This window comes from Pseudomonas sp. B12(2026), from assembly GCF_057767015.1.
Genome location: NZ_CM173430.1, coordinates 4,756,168 through 4,774,866, shown reverse-complemented (window position 1 = coordinate 4,774,866; position 18,699 = coordinate 4,756,168). Strand labels below are relative to the sequence as shown.

Sequence of the window (18,699 nt, the reverse complement as noted above, 5' to 3'; positions counted from 1 at the left end):
GGCTCAGTGCAGGGCCTTGGGCGGCACGCTGATTTCCGCCAGGCGCTGGGCCAGGCGCAACTGCTCGGCGGGGTCGTCGCTGAGCAGCATCGCCCGCTCCAGGTCGTAGCGTTCGGCCTGCGGGCAGTCCAGTGTGTGGTAGAGGTCGGCGCGGGCCAGGTGATCGCCGACGCTCGGCGGACCCAGCTCCAGCACGCGCTGGGCATCCTTCAGCGCGGCCAGCGGCTCGCCGACGCCCAGGTGCAGTTGCCGCAGGTTGCGCGACAGGCGCTGGAGCATCTCGGCGGCGCTGGCGTTCTGCAGGTGCGCGGCGGACAGCTCCACCAGCGGCCCCAGCTGGCGGGCCAGCAGGTCCCGGCAGTCGCGGGTGTAGAGGCGGCGGCCGGTGGCCGGGTCGAGCAGGTGATCGGCGCCGGGGACGCGCAGGAGGAAGCGCCCGGGGAAGTTCACCCCGACCAGGGCGATGCCCTGCCGGCGCGCCAGTTCCAGGGCGATCAGCGCCAGCGACAGCGGCTGGCCGTGGCGGCGTTGCAGCACCTGGGGGAGCAACGCGGCGCGGGGTTGCAGGGGGAAGTCGTCGTCTTCGGCGAAGCCCAGTTCGCTCAGGCGGCGCAGCAGCGCCTGCGCCCGGTCGGCGTCGCCGGCGGCCACCGGCAGCACCACCGCGACCTGATGCACCAGGCTCTCGATCAGGCGCAGAGCCTGTTCCGGCGGCTGGTGCGGCGCGTGCTCGGCGGCGATCCACAATGCCGCCTCGAACAGCGCCGGTGGCTCCTGGGCAAGGCAGGCGAGGCAGGCTTGACGCGGATTCATGGCGTTCTCCGGCTGATCCTGCGGTTTTAACCGCTGCGGCCGTGCTCGTCCAGTCTCCGCCGGCGCGACGTTCGTCGCGGGTAAACGCGGCGGGAAGCCACTGCCTATACTGTTAGGGCCCTGTTGCAAGGGCGCCCGTCAACAGCAAGGGAGCGCCGCCATGTTCGACATGATGGAAGCCACCCGGCTCGAGTCGCTGCATCTCGCCCAGGACCCGGCCACGGGACTCAAGGCCATCATCGCCATCCACAATTCCCGGCTCGGGCCGGCGCTGGGTGGCTGCCGCTATCTACCCTATCCCAGCCAGGAGGCCGCCCTGCGCGATGCCGCGCGGCTGGCCCAGGGCATGAGCTACAAGGCTGCGCTGGCGGGCCTGCGCCAGGGCGGCGGCAAGGCGGTGATCATCCGCCCGCCGCACGTGGCCAATCGTGGCGAACTGTTCGAAGCCTTCGGCCGGTTCATCGATTCCCTGGGCGGTGCCTACATCACCGCGGTGGACAGCGGCACCTCCAGCGCGGACATGGACTGCATCGCCCAGTACACCCGCCATGTGACCAGCACCACCAGCGGCGGCGACCCCTCGCCGCACACCGCGCTGGGGGTGTTCTCCGGCATCCGCGCCAGCGCCCAGGCACGCCTGGGCAGCGATGACCTGGACGGCCTGCGGGTCGCCATCCAGGGCCTGGGGCATGTGGGTTACGCGCTGGCCGAGCACCTGTCCGCCGCCGGCGCGGAACTGCTGGTCAGCGATATCGATTCGGGAAAAGTGCAACTGGCGGTGGAGCAGCTGGGCGCGCGCCCGGTGCCCAACGAGGCACTGCTCACCACGCCCTGCGACATCCTCGCGCCGTGCGGGCTGGGCGGGGTGCTCAGCTCGCAGGTGGCCGGCCACCTGCGCTGCGCGGCGGTGGCGGGCGCGGCGAATAACCAGTTGGCGCAGCCGGAGGTGGCCGAGGAGCTGGAGGGGCGGGGAATCCTCTATGCGCCGGACTACGTGATCAACTCCGGCGGGCTGATCTACGTCGCCCTGCAGCACCAGGGCGAGTCGCTGCCGACGATCACCGCGCACCTGTCGCGGATCGCCGAGCGGCTCACCGAGGTCTACGCCCACGCCCAGGCCGATCACCTGTCGCCGGCGCGGATCGCCGACAAGCTGGCCGAGCGGATCCTCTACGACGAGTACTCGGGGCACTGAGGCCCCGGGGCTCACGCTTCGGCGGCTTCGCCGAAGATGTCGTTCAGCGCTTCGGGCTGGTTCTTGAAGGCGCGGGCGAAGGCGTCGCGGTTCCTGGCCATGAAGATGCCGATCTCCTCGACCTGGTCCTCGTTCAGCGAGGGCACCGCCTTGTGCAGCACCCCGGCCAGCGTTTCCGCCAGCTCCAGCATCCTGTCGTGCCGGTCGGCTTCCGCCTTATCCATGAACAGGCGCTCCGGATCGCGGCTGCTGCGGTACACCACTTCGACGGCCATTCATCACCTCGTGAGCCTTCTCTTGATTGGGGGGAGTGAAATTTACTGTGTATTTATACAGTAAAGTGATTGCGCAATGCTACTGCCGTTGTGCGAACCATCCGTCAGAAGCCAGGACGTCGAGAAGGGTATGGCGATGACCCGGAGCGAGGCGCGCGCCCTGATGTCGCACGCAGCCGCTCCGACGTGACCGGCGCGAGGCGCCGTCAGTCAGAAATGTTCAGAAGGTAGGAATTGGCTTAGGAAGCGGCGAGCAGACCGCTGCCGCCGCGTGGCAGCGAGGCCAGCAGATGCGGCGCGGTGCCGCCTTGCTCGATGGCGATGCCGAAACGGATGCTGCGGATGCAGCGCTGCAACTGCTCCGGGTCCTGGAGCTGGCTGCTGCGGATCATGCGGCGCGCGGCGACGCCTTCATCGGTGGAGAGGGTGAGGACGATGCTGCCGTCGAGATGTTCGAGGCTGAAGTTGACGCGGTACTGCTGCTGGAAGGCGTCGGTCAGTACCTGAAAGGGACTTTCCATGAATCGGTCCTGCCTGTTGTGGGACGTGTTTCTGGATGGACCGGAGGGCCGGCGGAAAAGTTCGCGGCCATGTTGTCGCAGCGCGCTGCCATCATGACCGTGCATCATCGATGGCCTGGTGCTTGCAGGCTTTGGCTGGCGGGTTTCACCCAAAAATCCTGTGTTGAGCGGAGAACCGACGAATGAAACTGGACTGGGCCGAGCGCCTGCGTGAACGGATGCACGGCTGTGCCGAATCCCTGGGCAACCTCCTGGTGGAAGGCTTCCACTACCTGGCGCTGTTCGCCATCGGCGGCACGGTGTTCTGGTCGGCGGCGGTGTCCTTCGGCGAGATGATGGGCAAGGGCCACGCCAGCATCGACGACATCCTGCTGCTGTTCATCTACCTCGAACTGGGCGCGATGGTCGGCATCTACTTCAAGACCAACCACATGCCGGTACGCTTCCTGATCTACGTGGCGATGACCGCGCTGACCCGCCTGATGATCGCCGACATCCAGCACAACCACGTGCCCGACGACGGCATCATCCTGGTCTCGGTGGCGCTGTTGCTGCTGGCGCTGGCGATCCTGGTGGTGCGCTACGCCTCCTCGCGCTTTCCCTCGTCGAGCGCGTCGCAGCGCGGCGAGCGCGACCTGATCGGCGACGGCGAGCAGTGACCCCCGGCCGGTTCGTTCCGGCCTCTCGAAGTGGCGGCGGATGCACTACCATCGGTGCATCCGCCGCCTGAGAAGTTCGAGCCCATGAAGGGATGGAAGCTGTTCGCACCCCTGCTGATCCTGGTGATCATCGCCGTTACCCTCTATCTCCGCCTGCACACCCAGCCCCTGCTGCTGCAGGGCGAGGCGGACGCCACCGACGTCATCGTTGCCTCCAAGGCCAAGGGGCGTGTCGAAGTGCTGCACGTGCGGCGCGGCGACGACGTCAGACAGGGCCAGGTGCTGATTTCCCTCAGCAGCCCGGAACTGCAGGCCCAGCTGGATTCCCTGCGCGCCGCGCGCAACCAGGCGCAGGCGAACCTCGACGAATCCCTCCACGGCACCCGCGAGGAAACCCTGCGCGCCCTGCAGGCCAGCCTGTCCCAGGCCCAGGCCGAGCAGCACAACGCGGACCTGGAATTCCAGCGCAACGAGGAACTGGCCGCGCGCGGCTTCGTCTCCCAGGCGCAACTGGACCAGTCCCGGCGCAGCCGCGACGTGGCGCGCAACCAGGTGGCCGAGGCCCAGGCCAATCTCGACCAGGGCACCCAGGGCGACCGCGAGGAGCGCCGCCGCGCGCTGGAGGAAGCGGTACGCCGGGCCGACGCGCAGATTCTCGAACTGCAGGCGCAGACCGACGACCTCAAGGTGGTGGCGCCGGTGGACGGCGAAGTCGGGCCGATCCCGGCGGAGCAGGGCGAGCTGATCAACGCCTACAGCCCGCTGCTGACGCTGGTGCGGCTGTCCGACGCGTACTTCGTGTTCAACCTGCGCGAAGACATCCTCGCCGATGTGAAGAAGGGCGATGAAGTGCGGGTCCAGGTGCCGGCGCTGAAGAACGCCGAGGTCCGGGCCAGGGTCGGCTACATCGCGCCGCTCGGCGACTTCGCCACCAAGCGCGCCACCCGCGCCACCGGCGATTTCGACCTGAAGACCTTCGAGGTGCGGCTGTATCCGGAGCAGCCGGTGCAGGGCCTGCGACCCGGGATGAGCGCCCTGTGGCAGTGGCGGCAATAAGGCGCAACCTGCAGCGTTTCGCCCAGGCCTTCGGCAGCGAAACGCGGATCGCCCTGCGCAGCTGGACCATCCACTGGCTCGGCTGGCTCTGGCCGCTGCTGCTGTTCGTGGTGATCAGCGGCGTGTACCAGGCCGGCACCCTGCTGGACATGCCGGTGGCGGTGGTCGACGCCGACCACAGCAGCCTGTCGCGGCGCATCGTCCGCGAGCTCGACGCCGGCTCCCACGCCACGGTCGAGGTGCTCGGCGGCGGCCTGCAGCAGGGCCTGCGCCGCCTGCGCATGGCCGACGACTACGCGCTGCTCTACATCCCCCGCGACTTCGAGGCCGACGCGCTGGCCGGGCGCCAGCCCACCGCCGAGCTGTTCTACAACTCGCTGTTCTATTCCGCCGGTTTCTACTCGACCCAGGACTTCAGCGGCCTGATCGGCACGCTCAACGCCGAGCTGCGCCCGCGCCTGGCCGCCGGGATGGACCTGGCGATGCCGCCGCTGGCCAGTGTCGCGGTGTCCTACGAGAGCCTGTTCAACGCCAGCGGCAACTACATCTACTTCCAGCAGTTCGCCGCCATCGTCCACCTGCTGCAACTCTTCGTCATCGTCGCCACCGTCCATGTGCTGGCCCGCGAGGCGCCGGAGCTGCGCTCGTCCTCGCCGCACATCCTCCGCGCCCAGGCCCTCGGCGTGCGGCTGCTGGGCAAGCTGACGCCCTACACGCTGCTGTTCGGCACGCTGCTGATGGTCGAGCTGTTCCTGCTGGTGGAGCTCAACGGCGCGCGGATCAACGGCAATCCCTGGTGGATGCTGGCGATCACCGTCTGCTACGTGATGGCGGCGCAGAGCGTCGGGCTGGTGCTGTTCATCTTCACCGCCAACCGCTTCAGCGCCTATTCGCTGATCGGCCTGCTGATCGGCGTGGCGCAGACCTATTCCGGCGTGCTGATCCCGGAACTGGCGATGCCGCAGATCGCCCGGGTGATCTCCGAGGCCGAGCCGCTGACCCACACCCTGCACGGGCTGTTCGACCAGTTCCTGCGCCGCGCCCCGGCCGAATCGGGGCTGTACGCCTGCGCCAAGCTGCTGCTCTACCCGCTGCTCGCCTACATGATCGCCAAGATGCGCCTGCGCCGGCGCCTCGACCTGAGCCCGGCGTAAGGAGCCGCCATGCAGAACTTCTGGAACGTCTTCCGCCAGTCCCTGCGCAACATGCTCGGCAAGCCGCTGTGGCTGATGATGGTGCTGTCCGTGGCGCTGACCACCTTGCCCTACGCCCACCGCACCATGGACGACCTGCCGGTGGCGGTGATCGACATGGACCACAGTGCGGCCTCCCGCGAGCTGGTGCGCCTGCTCGACGCCGCGCCGAAGATCGCCGCCGTCGGCTACGACCAACTGCCCGAGGCCCAGCGCGACCTGGCCTGGCGCAAGCTGTTCGCCGTGGTGATCATCCCGCTGGACTTCGAGAAGCGCGTGCTGCGCGGCGAGGACGTTACCCTGCCGATCTTCGGCGACGCCACCAACCGCATGGCCAACGGGCAGATCCAGCAGGACATCAACGCCACCTACAGCGAGCTGTCGCTGCGCTACAACCGCGACCGGCTGATGAGCCACGGCTTCTCCGCGACCCAGGCGGACGTCCTGCTGCAACCGGTGATCGGCCAGCTCACCGACCTGTTCAACCCCGGCACCAGCTTCGCCGCCATCGTCCTGCCGGGGCTGGTGACCCTGATCCTGCAGCACAGCCTGCTGCTCTCCTGCACCCGGGTGAACCTCAACCTGCGCGGCGGCACCCCGCGTTCGCTACGCCAGCCGGCCTCGACCCGCTTCGGCCGCTACGCCGCGCAGCTGTCGATCTGGACAGTGCTGGCGATGCTCTTCTACGTGATCTGGCCGTGGATGATGGGCTACCGGCAGACCGCCTCGTTCTTCATGCTGATGGGCCTGGTGCTGCCGTTCCTGCTGGCGGTGATCGCCATGAGCGAGTTCATCGCCGAGGTGCTGCCCTCGGAGGAGGCGGTGTACCTGACCATGACCTTCATCACCCTGCCGCTGTTCTACATGGCCGGCTTCACCTGGCCGCCACAGGCCATGCCGCAGTGGGTGCAGCTGCTGGCCGACGCCATTCCCTCGACCTGGGCGATCCGCGCGGTGGTGGAGATGAACCAGATGAACCTGCCGCTTTCCGCGGTGGCCGACAGGATTCTCGTGCTCTTCGCCATGGCGGCGGCCTATGGCCTGCTGGGCACGCTGATCTACCAGTACCGCAACTGGCGCTGGGACCAGGTCAAGGGTTGGTAGGCCGCGCAGACGGCACCGTTCGGTCTAGAGTGAGGGTTCCGGATTTTCGAGGAGCTTCTCATGAGTGCATTGAACGGCAAGGTCGCGGTAGTCACCGGCGCGGCCAGTGGCATCGGCAAGCAGATCGCCCTGACCCTGGCCCGGGCCGGCGCGGCGGTGGCCATCGCCGACCTGCAGCGCGATGCGGCGCAGCGCGTGGTGGAGGAAATCGAGGGCGCCGGCGGCAAGGCCCTGGCGCTGGCCATGGACGTCACCGACGAGCAGGCGGTGGACAGCGGCATCGACCGTGTCGTGGCGACCTTCGGCGGTATCGACATCCTGGTCTCCAACGCCGGCATCCAGATCGTCAGCCCGTTGCAGGACTTCGCCTTCGCCGACTGGAAGAAGATGCTCGCGATCCACCTCGACGGCGCCTTCCTCACCACCCGCGCCGCGTTGCGCCACATGTACCCGGCCGGCCGCGGCGGGGTGGTGATCTACATGGGCTCGGTGCATTCCCATGAGGCTTCGCCGCTGAAGTCCGCGTACGTCACCGCCAAGCACGGCCTGCTCGGCCTGGCCCGCACCCTGGCCAAGGAGGGCGGGCCGCATGGCGTGCGCTCCCACGTGGTGTGCCCCGGTTTCGTGCGCACGCCGCTGGTGGAGCGGCAGATTCCCGAGCAGGCGCGGGAGCTGGGCATCAGCGAGGAGGAGGTGGTGAAGAAGGTCATGCTTGGTGGCACCGTGGACGGTGAGTTCACCACCGTCGATGACGTGGCGCAGACCGTGCTGTTCCTCGCCAGCTTCCCGTCGGCGGCGCTTACCGGGCAGTCGGTGCTGGTCAGCCATGGTTGGGGGATGCGTTGAGCGGTTTCTCCGGGAACCTCGCCTGTGGCTGACTCCGGGCTTTTCGTACGGTGTTCATGCGCCGCTTCGGCGTGTGCTGAGAGATTGGGTTTCGCCCTCCCGGGCGAGTCCCTTTTGGGGCCCCAAAAGGAACCAAAAGGGCCCGTCCCGGCATCTCGGCCTCCTGACGGGACTCTGCGCGCGCCTGAAACCTTGGCTGCTCCATGCTGGGAACGGCTCTTCGTAGGATGGCGTGGAGCGAAGCGATACCCATCACGGTGGAAAACGCTGCGCGTTATCCACCTACAAGGGCATCGCAGACGGAGTCCGCTCCTACGGTGGGATTGGCTTTTGTAGGAGCGGATCTTATCCGCGATCCGGCCGCCAGGCCGGCCCCGGATTATCGCGGACAAGGGCTAGGCGCCCCCGTCGCTCCTACAGAGGCCGACGCTCGCTCAAACCGCCTTGGGCAATGGTGCGAACAGCGCGTCGATATCGGCGTCGTCGAGCTGCCAGTCGGAGCCGCTGCCTTCGAGGATGCCGGCGGCCAGGGCGGCCTTGTCGCGCTGCAGCAGCTGGATCTTCTCTTCCACCGTGCCGCGGGCGATCAGCTTGTAGACGAACACCGGCTTGTCCTGGCCGATGCGGTAGGCGCGGTCGCTGGCCTGGTTCTCGGCGGCCGGGTTCCACCAGGGGTCGTAGTGGATCACGGTGTCGGCGGCGGTCAGGTTCAGGCCCACGCCGCCGGCCTTCAGGCTGATCAGGAACAGCGGCACACGGCCCTCCTGGAAGTCCTTCACCGGCGCGCGGCGGTCGCGGGTGTCGCCGGTCAGCAGGGCGTAGTCGAGGTTGCGCTCGGCCAGCGCCTCGCCGATCAGCGCGAGCATCGAGGTGAACTGCGAGAACACCAGCACGCGGCGGCCTTCTGCGAGCAGTTCCTCAAGCATGTCCAGCAGGTAGACCAGCTTGCCCGAGGTCACCGTGCGCACCGCTTTGCCGGACGGCGGCGGGGCCTCCTTGTTCACCAGGCGGATGTCGCAGCACACCTGGCGCAGCTTGAGCAGCGCCTCGAGGATGATGATCCGGCTGCGCGCCAGGCCGCGCCGGGCGATCTCGTCGCGCACCTTGCGGTCCAGCGCCAGGCGCACGGTCTCGTAGAGGTCGCGCTGCGCCTCGCTGAGCTCGATGTGCTGGACGAACTCGCTCTTGGGCGGCAGTTCCGAGGCCACCTGCTCCTTGGTGCGGCGCAGCAGGAACGGGCGGATGCGCGCGGCCAGGTGCGCCAGCCGCGCCTGGTCGCCGTGGCGCTCGATCGGCGTGCGGTAGTCGATGGCGAACTGGCGGGCGTCGCCCAGCCAGCCCGGCAAGAGGAAATGGAACAGCGACCACAGCTCGCCCAGGTGATTCTCCAGCGGCGTGCCGGTCAGGCACAGGCGGTTGCGCGCGCGCAGGTGCCGCGCGGCCTGGGCCGCCTTGGTGCCGGCGTTCTTGATGTTCTGCGCCTCGTCGAGGATCAGCAGGTGGTATTCGTGCTGCGCCAGCTTTTCCGCGTCGCGCGGCAGCAGGGCATAGGTGGTGAGGATCAGGTCGTGCTCGGCGATCCTGGCGAACGCCTTGCGCCGCCCGGCGCCGTGCAGGGCGAGCACGCGCAGGTCGGGGGTGAAGCGCTCGGCCTCGTCCAGCCAGTTGGGGATCAGGCTGGTGGGCATGATCACCAGCGCCGGGCTGGTCAGGCGCCCGGCCTGTTTCTCCAGCAGCACGTGGGCGAGGGATTGCAGCGTCTTGCCCAGGCCCATGTCGTCGGCGAGGATGCCGCTGGCGCCGACTTCGCGCAGGGTCTGCATCCAGCTCAGGCCTTCGTGCTGGTAGGCGCGCAGCTCGGCGTTGAGGCGGGCGGGAATCGCCGCCGGGCGCGCGCGGTAGTCGCGCAGGCGGTGGGCGATCGCGCGCAGCTGCTCGCCGCCTTCCCAGGCCAGCGGCAGCGCCTCCAGCTCGGAGAGGCGCGAGGCGTCGGGCGCGCCCATGCGCAGGCGGCGCACCGGCGGCTGTTCGCCGAGGTAGAACTCCGACAGCGTGCCCAGCATCGGCTTGAGCTTGCCGAACGGCAGCGATACCCGCAGCGGGCGCTCCGAGGCGGTCTGCCAGGTGTGGATCGGGTTGCGCCCGGCATCCAGGCGCAGCACCAGTTGCTCGTCGTCGGCATGCCGGGCGAGGGTGGCCGGGTCGAGCAGCGCCGGCATGCGCCGGATCAGCTCGATCAGCGACGGCAGCAGGCTGATGCGGCGGCCGTCGACCTGGATGCCCAGCTCCAGGTCGAACCACTGGCGGTCTTCGGTTTCCTCGATCTCGGCGTACCAGTCCTCCACCGGCGAGATGTCGAAGACGAATTCCGGGCGCACGTCGATTTCCCAGCCCTGCTCGCGCAGCTGCGGCAGGCCCTCGCGCATGAAGCTCTGCCAGGCGCTGTCGTCGGGCAGCTCGAACATTTCCCCGGCGCTGTCCTCCAGCGCATCGCTGCGCCGCATCGCCGGCTTGAAGCCCAGTTCGCGCAGCTCGCCGCGCCAGGCGTGTTCGTGTTCCAGCTGGCGGCTGACGCGGACGATCTGGTCATCGCGGAACACCCGGATTTCGCGGCCCGAGCGCGGCGTGACGCTGCCCGAGACCGGCATGTCGCCATACAGGAAGGCCAGCGCGGCGCGGTGCCGGGAGATGTTCTGCATGCGCCCGCTGCGCAGGTCGAAGCCGCTGTGCACGTGGCTGCCCAGGGTCAGCCGCGGCCGCGGCGCGAGGGGATCGGGCGCCGCGGGGGGCCGTGGGGATTCGGCGGGTGGCTTCATCCGGGTTTCCTTCCGGCTGTCCGGCCGGGTACGCAAACGCCCGATGATACCGCGATTCTTCTCGGGCGGGACGCGGAAGGAAACCGGCGGTCAACGGGCGAATCGCTTGGCGCCCGCCACGCACAGCACCACGGCGATGGTGGCGCCGGCCATCAGCGGGCTGACCTGCTCGTGCAGCAGCAGGCCGGCCAGCGCCAGGCCGAAGAAGGGTTGCAGCAGCTGCAGCTGGCCGACCGCGGCGATGCCGCCGGTGGCCAGGCCGTGGTACCAGAAGAAGAAGCCGATCAGCATGCTGAACAGCGACACGTAGCCCAGGCTCAGCCAGGCCGGCCAGCTGGCGCCGGTGAAGCTGGCCGGCTGGGTGTACCAGGCCAGCGGCAGCATCAGCGGCAGGGACAGCACCAGCACCCAGCAGATCACCTGCCAACTGCCCAGGTGGCGGGCGATGCGCCCGCCCTCGGCATAGCCCAGGCCGCAGACGACGATGGCGGCGAGCATCAGCAGGTCGCCGGTGAAGTTGCCCGCGCCGCTCTGCGACAGGGCGAAACCGGCCACCACGGCGCTGCCCAGCAGCGAACAGATCCAGAACGCCGGGCGCGGCTGTTCGCCGGCGCGCATCACGCCGAACAGCGCGGTGGCCAGCGGTAGCAGGCCGACGAAGACGATGGCGTGGGCCGAATTGACGTGTTTCAGCGCCAGCGCGGTGAGCAGCGGGAAACCCACCACCACGCCGCCGGCCACCACCAGCAGGGGGAGCAGGTGCTGGCGCGCCGGCAGCTTCTGCCGCAGCAGGAGCAGGATCGCCGCCGCCAGCAGGCCGGCGATGCTGGCGCGGGCCAGGGTGAGGAAGGTCGGGTCGAAGTCGGCCACCGCCACCCGTGTCGCCGGCAGCGAGCCGCTGAAGATGAGGACGCCGAGGAAGCCGCTGAGCCAGCCGCCCAGATTGCCGTTCATAGTGATTCATCCCGTGAGGTTCGAGCCTCGAGGATGCGCCGCGTCCCGCCGGGCGGCCAGTGACAGACAGGTACAATCTGCGCAAACTGTCCGGAAATTATCCCGGTACACATTATCCAGGGGCAGGCGAGGGCGGCATGGGCAGGCCAAAGAGCACGCGGGTCGATTCGGTGATGCATCACGTGCGCGAGCGCCTGGCCGCGCGGGCACTGGTGCCGGGCGAGCGGCTGCCGTCGATCCGCCAGTTGGCCGAGCAGCTGGAGGTGTCCAAGACCACGGTGGTGGAGGCCTACGACCGCCTCGCCGCCGACGGGGTGATCGCCGCCCGGCGGGGCTCCGGCTTCTATGTCGCCGGCCACGCGCCGCCGCTGTCCCTGGCGGATGTCGGCCCGGCGCTGGACCGCAGCATCGATCCGCTGTGGATATCCCGGCAGTCGCTGGAGGCCGCCGATACCTCGCTCAAGCCCGGCTGCGGCTGGCTGCCGCCGTCCTGGCTGCCGGAGGACGAACTGCGCCGCGCGCTGCGGCAGATCGCCCGGGCGCCGCAGTCGAGCCTGCTGGAATACGGCCGCCCGTACGGCCACGCCGGCCTGCGCGAGCAACTGGCGCGGCGGCTGGCCGAGCATGGCGTGCCCGTCGGCGCGCAACAGGTGGTGCTCACCGACAGCGGCACCCAGGCCATCGACCTGGTCTGCCGCTTCCTGCTGGAGCCGGGCGATTGCGTGCTGGTGGACGACCCCGGCTACTTCAACTTCCAGGCGCTGCTGCGCGCCCACCGGGTGCAGGTGGTGGCCGTGCCCTACACGCCGAACGGACCGGACATCGCCGCCATGACCAGCCTGCTGGAGCAGCACCGGCCGCGCCTGTACCTCACCAACTCGGCGTTCCACAACCCGACCGGCGCGGTGCTCTCGCCGCTGGTCGCGCACCGCCTGCTGAAGCTGGCGGAGGCCCACGGCCTGCTGATCGTCGAGGACGACATCTTCGGCGACTTCGAGCATGAGAGCGCGCCGCGCCTGTCGGCCTTCGACGGGCTGGAGCGGGTGATCCAGGTCGGCAGCTTCTCCAAGACGCTGTCGGCGTCGGTGCGCTGCGGCTACATCGCCACCAAGCCGGAGTGGTGCGAGCGCCTGGTGGACCTGAAGCTGGCCACCAGTTTCGGTAACAGCCCGTTCAGCGCCGAGATGCTCTTCGAACTGCTGCGCAAGGGCAGCTACCGCCGCCACCTGGACAGCCTGCGCGCCCGCCTGGCCGACGCGATAGGCGAGACGCTGCTGCGCCTGCGCGCGCTGAATATCCAGCCGTGGCTGGAGCCGCGCGGCGGCATCTTCATCTGGGCCTGCCTGCCGGGCGGGCTGGATGCCGCCGAAGTGTCCCGCGCGGCGCTGGCGGACAACCTGGTGCTGGCGCCGGGCAACGTCTTCAGCCTCAGCCAGAGCGCCACCGGATTCCTGCGCTTCAACGTCGCCCAGTGCCTGTCGCCGCGGGTGTTCGAGGGGGTGGAGCGGGCGATGGAGCGGGCGCGTGGGCGCTGACGGGGAATGTTTTGGGGGCGGTTGGAAGGTTTTCTTTATCCGAGCGGAGGCGTTTGGCTGATACACCGGTAGGAGCCAGCCTGACACCGGCCCTGCTGGCGGATCGCGGACAAGGTCCGCTCCTACAAAAGCCGAACCCCTCCGTAGGAGCGGACTCTGTCCGCGATGCTTTTGCTCTTCGAACGCGCAGCGTTATCCACCGCGATGGGTATCTCTTCGCTCCACGCCATCCTACGAAGAGCCGCTCCCAGCATGGAGCAGCCAGAGTTTCAGGCGCGCGCAGAGTCCCGTCAGGAGGCCGAGTGGAGGTATTGCGCAGAGGGGCGAGCGGCATGGATGCCGCGAGAGGCGTAAAGGGCCAGGGACGGCCCTTGTACGCCGACCCTCGGAGCGATACCGGAGCGAGGGGAGTCTGAGCGCAGCGAAGACCCGGATGCCGGGACGGGCCCTTTTGGTTCCTTTTGGGGCCCCAAAAGGGACTCGCCCGGGAGGGCGAAACCAAATCTCTCAGCACACGCCGAAGCGGCGCAGAAACGCCAAACAGGACGGCAGATAAAGCACCCCGGAACAATCCGCGATCCGCAAGCAAGCCACGCACGCAACGATAAGGCCTTAGTTAGCCCCCGAACGCCTGCCGATATTCCCCAGGCGTTCCACCCACCACCGAACGGAAGCGATTGGCAAAGTGGCTGGCACTGGAGAATCCGCAGGCCAGCGCCACCTGCGCAAGCGGCTGCCGGGTGTCGCGCAGCAGGTGCTGCGCCAGGGCCACGCGGCGCGCCAGGACGTACTGGTGCGGCGGCATGCCGAAGCTGTCGCGGAACATCCGCGCGAAATGGTATTCCGACAGCGCCGTCTGCGCCGCCAGCTCGCCGAGGGACAGCGGCTGGTCCAGCCGCTGTTCGATGTACTCCGCCACCCGCCGGCGCATCGCCGGCGCCAGCCCGCCCTTGAGGCGCAGCCCTTCGCGCAGGCCGACCTGGTTGAGCAGCAGGTGGTCGATCAGCTCGTGGGCCAGGCTGCTGGTACGGATGCGCTCACCCGGCTCGTGCCAGTCCAGCTTCACCAGCTGGCGGAAGCGCGCCGCCTGCTGCGGATCGTCGAGGAAGGTCCGTTCATGCAGCTGCAGCTCGCGCGGCTCGCGGTCCAGCAGGCGGATGCAGCCCAGGGCGAACTGTTCCTGGCCGATGTACAGGTGGGCCAGGCGGATGTCGCCGTTGACGATCCAGGCCGACTCGGCGCCGGCGGGCATCACGCACAGCTTGTCCGGCGCGCCCTTGCTGCCCGGCGCGCCGCGGCGGAAGGTGCCGGTGCCGTCGTTCAGGTAGCAGGACAGGGTGTGGTGGCTGGGCGCGTGGTAGTCGCGGGCGTCGTGGCTGTTGCTCCAGATGGCCGCGGACAGCCCGTCGCCCAGCTCGGCGCAACGCTCCAGGCGGGCGTTGGGCGATGAGCTCATCGACTGGAAGACTTCGAGCTGTTGGATGGCGGACATGGGCGTTCCTCTGTTGTGTCCACTCTACCCGCGCGGGCGCGCGTTGCCAGCGTGGTTTTCGCAATAAGCGCAAGAATCTGCAAGCCGGCGCCGGGGCAGGGCGGGAGACTGTTCCCGCATAACCCGGAGACCGCCATGAACCTCTCGCTCTACCTGCTCACCGTGCTCATCTGGGGCACCACCTGGATCGCCATCAAGCTGCAGGTCGGCGTGGTCGCCATTCCGCTGTCCATCGCCTACCGCTTCAGCCTGGCGGCGCTGGTGCTGTTCGCCCTGCTGCTGGTCTCGCGCCGCCTGCAGCCGCTGGGGCGGCGCGGCCAGGCGATCTGCCTCGCCCAGGGGCTGTGCCTGTTCTGCGTGAACTTCCTGTGCTTCTACACCGCCAGCCAGTGGATTCCCAGCGGGCTGATCGCCGTGGTGTTCTCCACTGCCACGCTGTGGAACGCGCTGAACGCGCGGATATTCTTCGGCCAGCGCATTGCGCCCAACGTGCTGGGCGGCGGCGCGTTCGGGCTGGCGGGGCTGGCGCTGCTGTTCTGGCCGGAGCTGTCCGGCCATGAGGCCTCGCGGGAAACCTTCTATGGCCTGGGCTTGGCGCTGCTCGGAACGCTGTGCTTCTCGGCCGGCAACCTGCTTTCCAGCCTGCAGCAGAAGGCCGGGCTGCGGCCGCTGTCGACCAACGCCTGGGGCATGCTCTACGGCTCGCTGATCCTGCTGGCGATCTGCCTGGTGCAGGGCGTGCCGCTGACGTTCGATACCCGCATCGAGTACGTCGGCTCGCTGCTGTACCTGGCGATCCCCGGCTCGGTGATCGGCTTCACCGCCTACCTGACCCTGGTCGGTCGCATGGGGCCGGAGCGCGCGGCGTACTGCACCGTGCTGTTCCCGGTGGTGGCGCTGAACGTCTCGGCTTATGCCGAGGGCTATCAATGGACGCTGCCAGCGCTGGCCGGCCTGGCGCTGGTGATGGCCGGCAACGTGCTGGTGTTCCGCAAGCCCAGGCCGGTGCTGCAGCCGGCGCGGGCGTGATGGTGTGATCCCGCGGGAGGGCAGCTCGAGTTTGAGGAGTCGGCGCCGGTAAGCAAACCAGAGCGGCCTTTGGCCGAGGATCAGGGTGCCCATCCATCGCCAACGCCTGCGCGGACCTTTGCCGCCCGCCCCGGATTGCCTGCCGGTATCTGATGAGACGAGGGCGGGTTTCCCCGTTCCGAAAGACATTGCTCTCAGCTACCAATCTCACTACCTGAGCATTCTTTTCATGCCGATCTGACCGTCTGGATAAGCCACATCCGATCACATCCAGGCTTTTTTCTGAGGTCTCCTTCGACTTTTCCCTAGATCAGATATGACTTGTCCTTGGCTGTCATATCGCTATCATGTCGCCCGACGACCTTCTGGCTGTAAAAAAGTTCCCTTGGTTTGGCGGGTCGCGTCGTATTGAAGTGGCTTGTTATGCAAGGATGCTTTACGCAATGAATGCCTCGCTTTCTCTGGCCCGCAGAAATGATGAAATCGACCTGCTGGCCCTGTGTCGTGCCCTTTGGACATACAAGTTCCTGATCCTGGGGGTAACACTTTTCATCTGCGCTTGTTCCGCGCTGTACGCCGTATTGGCGACGCCTGTGTATCAGGTGGAAAGCGTGCTCCGGCCCGTGGCGCTCAGGGACCTCGATGGGCTCAATGAAACCAGGCTCTTGGAGCTGAGTCCCACCGACGCATTGAAGCGTGTTGGTGTGGCGCTGGAGTCTTATAGCGTTCGCCTGCAATTCCTACGTGATAATCCGGAGCTGACGACCGCGCTGCGGGTAGGCGATGAGCCACTTGAGCAGATGCTCGAGCGCCTGAACAGGGACGGATTTACCGTGTTGCGCCCGGACCTGAAGAAGGCGCCGGACAGTTCAACATTTGTAGGGTTGCGTTTGCTCTACCCGGCCGGGGTCGACGGCGTCGCGATCGTCAATGGCTTGGTGGTCGCTGCCGTGGAGCGGGAGCGCCAGCGAATCCAGGATGATTTCTCCGTTCTCCTGGCTAATCGCCTGGCACAGGTCGAGAGCCAGATCGCGGCCCAGCGGGCAGCCTATGACGCCGGCAAAGAAGCCAAGATAGCGGCGCTTCTGGAGGCCGACCGCCTCCAGACAATTCAGCTTCAGGACGAGCTCCGCGCGCTTCGCCAGCAATTGCAGGTTCGGCGGCAAAATCGCATCAAGCAACTCAATGAAGCGATTCAGATCGCTGAGCGACTGCATATCTCCAAGCCAACCACGCCTTCTGCTCTGGGCGAAAGCGGTCGGGAAACGCAGGGGAATGTCTTCCGGACCGAGGTCACCAACCAGCAGATACCTCTCTATTTCATGGGGGTGGAAGCCCTGGATGCTGAGCGATCTGCCTTGACTGCCCGACAGTCGGACGATTTTTCCGAGCCTCGTATTTCCGAGATTCAGAAACAGCTGGCGCTGCTCTCCCATAACCGTGAGGTCGAGGTGCTGCGGGAGCGCGCGAACGAAGAGCTGTTCCTTGCGAATCTTGCCGCACTCACCGAACAGCGGGCCAAGCTGGAGCACCTGAACGTTGATTTCTCGAAACTGCAGCTGGTTCAGCTCGATCAGTCCGCTGCCGAGCCTTCGGCGCCGGTGCGGCCTCGCAGGATGCTGATCATGGCGCTCGGTCTGATTGTCGGCTTGATGCTTGGCGGACTCGCTGCGCTCGTGGCCGTGGTCAGGAGCGGGGGGCTACGTGCCGGATCGGAATCAGTAGGTCAGTTGGGCAACCAGGCCAGGGGCGCTGCCTTTGAACGTGAAGTCGTCGCATAGCTTGGTCGGGCTCGCCTCTTCGTTCAGGCAGGAGCAGGCGACGTCGATGGTGAAGCCTGCACGCAGGGTCCATTGCGGATTCAGTTTGTAGGCTGCGCTGACACTGTGGACCCCGGCGTCGAGCCATTCCTGTTCTTCGGTGACGGTGCCCAGGGCCATCACCGCCCCCCATCTTGATTTCTTCCAGGCGGCTCTGGCGGGGCCAGGTACTGCCAAGTACCGGGCCGCTGCTGGAAGCAGCGGTGGTGTCACTCATCTGTAGGATGGGTGGAGCTTGCGATACCCATCAACGGCGTCCACACGTTGATCGATGGGTATCGCTTCGCTCCACGCCATCCTACGGAAAGCAGCTGCGGATCAGGCTTTCCAGGTCTGCGGGTTGACCAGGTTCTTCGGCCGTTCGCCGCGCAGCGCCGCCTCGAAGTTGTCCAGCGCGCATTCGGCCATGGCGCGGCGGGTGTCGAAGGTGGCGGAGCCGATGTGCGGCAGGGTCACCGCGTTGGGCAGGGCGAACAGCGGCGATTCGGCCAGCGGTTCCTTCTCGTAGACGTCCAGGCCGGCGGCGAGGATGCGTTTTTCCTGCAGCGCCTCCACCAGCGCGGCTTCCTCGATCACCTGGCCGCGGGCGATGTTGACCAGGATGGCGTCGGGCTTCATCAGCTCCAGCTCGCGCTTGCCGATCAGCTTGCGGGTCTTCTCCGACAGCGGCACCACCACGCAGACGAAATCCGCCTCGCCCAGCAGCTCGTCGAAGCCGCAGAAGCGCGCGCCCAGTTCCTGTTCCAGTTCCGGCTTGCGGCTGTTGCCGTGGTAGAGCACGTCCATGTTGAAGCCGAAGCGGCCGCGGCGGGCGATGGCCGCGCCGATGCGGCCGAGGCCGAGGATGCCGAGCTTCCTGCCGTACACGTCGACGCCGAACTGCGGGGTGTCCACGGTGCGCTTCCACTGTCCGGCCTTGGTCCAGGCGTCCAGCTCGGCGGTGCGCCGGGCGGTGGCCATGATCAGCGCGAAGCCGAGGTCCGCGGTGGTTTCGGTGAGCACGTCGGGGGTGTTGGTCAGCGGGATGCCGCGCTGGTTCAGGTAGGCGAGGTCGTAGTTGTCGTAGCCGACCGAGACGCTGGAGATCACTTCCAGCTGAGCGGCCTGGGCCAGCTGCTTCTCACCCAGCGGGCGGCCCACGCCGATCATGCCGTGGGCGGTCGGCAGGGCGGCGGCCAGTTGCGCGTCGACGTCGCCCTGCCTGGGATCGAGCATGGTGACGTTGAACTGGCTGCGCAGGCGGTCGAGGTGTTCCGGGGCAAGGCGGCTGAAGACGAAGACGTTCTTTTTCATGGCTCTCGGACGGCTGGGGATCGGGAGGGCCTACCCTACCATCGGCGGGCCGGAGCGGTGCAAGGCTGGCGTGCGCGCAGGGCGGTTATCGAATGGCG

17 protein-coding genes are annotated in these 18,699 nt (G+C 67.7%); 9 read left to right on the top strand and 8 right to left on the bottom strand.

The window, feature by feature from the left end; translation table 11 throughout:
• Positions 1 to 3 precede the first annotated feature (3 nt).
• Positions 4 to 813, bottom strand: coding sequence for a SirB1 family protein (locus tag AC3B6A_RS22205; RefSeq protein WP_488399265.1), 810 nt, complete (start codon positions 811 to 813; stop codon positions 4 to 6).
• Between the two features lie 160 nt (positions 814 to 973).
• Between AC3B6A_RS22205 and AC3B6A_RS22200 the strand changes: the two genes are divergently transcribed.
• Positions 974 to 2,008, top strand: coding sequence for a Leu/Phe/Val dehydrogenase (locus AC3B6A_RS22200; RefSeq protein WP_488399264.1), 1,035 nt, complete (start codon positions 974 to 976; stop codon positions 2,006 to 2,008).
• 11 nt (positions 2,009 to 2,019) lie between these two features.
• Here the strand turns inward: AC3B6A_RS22200 and AC3B6A_RS22195 are convergent, their stop codons facing one another.
• Positions 2,020 to 2,283, bottom strand: a complete 264-nt coding sequence (locus AC3B6A_RS22195; protein WP_488399263.1) for a YebG family protein — start codon at positions 2,281 to 2,283, stop codon at positions 2,020 to 2,022.
• Between the two features lie 239 nt (positions 2,284 to 2,522).
• The gene (locus tag AC3B6A_RS22190) at positions 2,523 to 2,804 is read right to left on the bottom strand and encodes a DUF3509 domain-containing protein (RefSeq protein ID WP_488399262.1); all 282 of its coding nucleotides are present in this window, start codon (positions 2,802 to 2,804) and stop codon (positions 2,523 to 2,525) included.
• A gap of 182 nt (positions 2,805 to 2,986) precedes the next feature.
• On the opposite strand from AC3B6A_RS22190, the gene AC3B6A_RS22185 reads away from it, so the two are divergent.
• The 5 genes from AC3B6A_RS22185 to AC3B6A_RS22165 all read left to right on the top strand — a co-directional run bounded on the left by AC3B6A_RS22185 (position 2,987) and on the right by AC3B6A_RS22165 (position 7,662).
• Complete coding sequence (locus AC3B6A_RS22185; protein ID WP_488399261.1) at positions 2,987 to 3,463, top strand: phosphate-starvation-inducible protein PsiE; 477 nt, start codon at positions 2,987 to 2,989, stop codon at positions 3,461 to 3,463.
• Between the two features lie 84 nt (positions 3,464 to 3,547).
• Complete coding sequence (locus AC3B6A_RS22180) at positions 3,548 to 4,519, top strand: HlyD family secretion protein (protein ID WP_488399260.1); 972 nt, start codon at positions 3,548 to 3,550, stop codon at positions 4,517 to 4,519.
• Entirely contained in the window at positions 4,501 to 5,673 is a 1,173-nt protein-coding gene (locus tag AC3B6A_RS22175; protein ID WP_488399259.1) for an ABC transporter permease, read from the top strand. The genes AC3B6A_RS22180 and AC3B6A_RS22175 overlap by 19 nt, the downstream gene beginning before the upstream one ends.
• Before the next feature lie 9 nt (positions 5,674 to 5,682).
• Positions 5,683 to 6,816, top strand: a complete 1,134-nt coding sequence (locus tag AC3B6A_RS22170) for an ABC transporter permease (RefSeq protein ID WP_488399258.1) — start codon at positions 5,683 to 5,685, stop codon at positions 6,814 to 6,816.
• A gap of 60 nt (positions 6,817 to 6,876) precedes the next feature.
• Positions 6,877 to 7,662, top strand: coding sequence for a 3-hydroxybutyrate dehydrogenase (locus AC3B6A_RS22165; protein WP_488399257.1), 786 nt, complete (start codon positions 6,877 to 6,879; stop codon positions 7,660 to 7,662).
• 434 nt (positions 7,663 to 8,096) lie between these two features.
• Here the strand turns inward: AC3B6A_RS22165 and AC3B6A_RS22160 are convergent, their stop codons facing one another.
• Positions 8,097 to 10,478 carry a DEAD/DEAH box helicase gene (locus AC3B6A_RS22160; RefSeq protein ID WP_488399256.1) on the bottom strand — a complete coding sequence of 794 codons (2,382 nt, stop codon included), beginning with the start codon at positions 10,476 to 10,478 and terminating at the stop codon, positions 8,097 to 8,099.
• Positions 10,479 to 10,568: 90 nt separating this feature from the next.
• A complete protein-coding gene (locus AC3B6A_RS22155; RefSeq protein WP_488399254.1) occupies positions 10,569 to 11,432 on the bottom strand; it encodes a DMT family transporter in 864 nt (287 codons plus the stop codon).
• A 137-nt stretch (positions 11,433 to 11,569) separates the two neighbouring features.
• On the opposite strand from AC3B6A_RS22155, the gene AC3B6A_RS22150 reads away from it, so the two are divergent.
• Complete coding sequence (locus AC3B6A_RS22150) at positions 11,570 to 12,967, top strand: aminotransferase-like domain-containing protein (protein ID WP_488399253.1); 1,398 nt, start codon at positions 11,570 to 11,572, stop codon at positions 12,965 to 12,967.
• Positions 12,968 to 13,583: 616 nt separating this feature from the next.
• Here the strand turns inward: AC3B6A_RS22150 and AC3B6A_RS22145 are convergent.
• Positions 13,584 to 14,459 carry a helix-turn-helix domain-containing protein gene (locus AC3B6A_RS22145; RefSeq protein WP_488399252.1) on the bottom strand — a complete coding sequence of 292 codons (876 nt, stop codon included), beginning with the start codon at positions 14,457 to 14,459 and terminating at the stop codon, positions 13,584 to 13,586.
• Positions 14,460 to 14,594: 135 nt separating this feature from the next.
• Here AC3B6A_RS22145 and AC3B6A_RS22140 point away from each other — a divergent pair, with 135 nt between their 5' ends.
• Positions 14,595 to 15,488, top strand: coding sequence for a DMT family transporter (locus tag AC3B6A_RS22140; protein ID WP_488399251.1), 894 nt, complete (start codon positions 14,595 to 14,597; stop codon positions 15,486 to 15,488).
• 443 nt (positions 15,489 to 15,931) lie between these two features.
• Complete coding sequence (locus tag AC3B6A_RS22135; RefSeq protein ID WP_488399250.1) at positions 15,932 to 17,269, top strand: Wzz/FepE/Etk N-terminal domain-containing protein; 1,338 nt, start codon at positions 15,932 to 15,934, stop codon at positions 17,267 to 17,269.
• On the opposite strand, the gene AC3B6A_RS22130 is transcribed toward AC3B6A_RS22135, so the two are convergent.
• Positions 17,207 to 17,428 carry a hypothetical protein gene (locus tag AC3B6A_RS22130; RefSeq protein WP_488399249.1) on the bottom strand — a complete coding sequence of 74 codons (222 nt, stop codon included), beginning with the start codon at positions 17,426 to 17,428 and terminating at the stop codon, positions 17,207 to 17,209. The genes AC3B6A_RS22135 and AC3B6A_RS22130 overlap by 63 nt on opposite strands.
• A 198-nt stretch (positions 17,429 to 17,626) precedes the next feature.
• Positions 17,627 to 18,601: a 2-hydroxyacid dehydrogenase gene (locus AC3B6A_RS22125; RefSeq protein ID WP_488399248.1), complete on the bottom strand. Its 975-nt coding sequence runs from the start codon at positions 18,599 to 18,601 to the stop codon at positions 17,627 to 17,629.
• Positions 18,602 to 18,699 lie beyond the last annotated feature (98 nt).